The 1,063-nt window shown below is 73.0% G+C and carries 1 protein-coding gene; it reads right to left on the reverse strand.

Annotated features, from left to right (window positions below; all coding sequences use genetic code 11):
- Window positions 1–3 precede the first annotated feature (3 nt).
- On the reverse strand, window positions 4–1,063 hold a 1,060-nt coding region (locus G6045_RS40625), incomplete at its 5' end, for an NACHT domain-containing protein (RefSeq protein ID WP_206344832.1).

The following is a 1,063-nucleotide window of genomic DNA, read 5'->3' on the forward strand; positions in this document are numbered from 1 at the left end:
GTTTTAGATGGTGCGGGCCAGGAACAGGCCCAGCGGGGTGCTCAGTGCCTGAGCCACGGGGGTCCTGGTGCCGAGGTGATAGATCACCGTGTCCCAGCGGGCGGCAGCGGGGCTGTCGGGGTGGCCCGCGTTCCGGCGCAGGTAGGCGGCGGATTGGTCGCGGGTGAGGGGGAGCAGGCTGATGCCGGCGGCGGCGTTAAGCCGGACTAGGGTGCCTGGCCGGTCCAGCGTGGCGCGGTAGGCGGCGGTGCGGGCGGCCAGGACCAGGGGTCTGGCCGCTGACAGGTACTGGTTGATCGCATCCAGGGCCACTGCGTGCACCGCGGTGGGCAGTTCGTCGAAGCCATCCAGCAGCGGGAGGATCAGCTCGGCGTCCAGCATCGCCTGGGCCAGGTCGGCCGTGTCCGCCTCGGCGATGGCGGTCAGGCCCGGGTGAGCGCGCCGCAGCTGGTCGGCCAGCCAGCCCTCCAATCCCTGATCGACGGGGTCCCAGGAGGCTAGAGAGAACAGCACCGGCACCGGGGCGCCAGCCAGCCTGCGGGAGATGAGGTCCTGCAGGAGGCGGATCAGCAGCACGCTCTTGCCCGCGCCTGGCTCACCCAGCACCACCAGCCGGCGGGTGGGTACCCGATCGGTGAACACCTGGCCGATCTGCCCATCGGAGCCCGCCAAGCCCGCCGCGCTTGCGGGCCAGTCGCAGTCGTCCCCTGGCGGCCCGGCCCGCTCGATCAGCTGCGACCACGGCACGAGTAGGTCCTCCGCGGCGGCTTCCCAGGCGACGGGGAGCGGATACGGGTCGTGCACCCGGCGGAAGCGCTCCTCTTCGCCCCACCGCTTCTTCACCGCTCGCGCCACCCGGTCGGCGGCCTCTGGCAGCGACGGCGCGACAGGCTGCCCCTGCAGAGCCCTCCACGCCAGATAGCCCGGAGCCGCGGTCGGCAGCAAGGTGGCCGCCGTCGCCGCCACCCCCAGGCCGAAGCGCCAGGCCAGCACCAACGCCCCGGCCGCGCCCACCAGAGACAGCAGCAGATAGGCAACCCCCACCCGCCGCATCCCCTGGCCG

The organism is Streptomyces mesophilus (assembly GCF_011044995.1).
Classification (GTDB): Bacteria; Actinomycetota; Actinomycetes; order Streptomycetales; family Streptomycetaceae; genus Streptomyces; species Streptomyces mesophilus.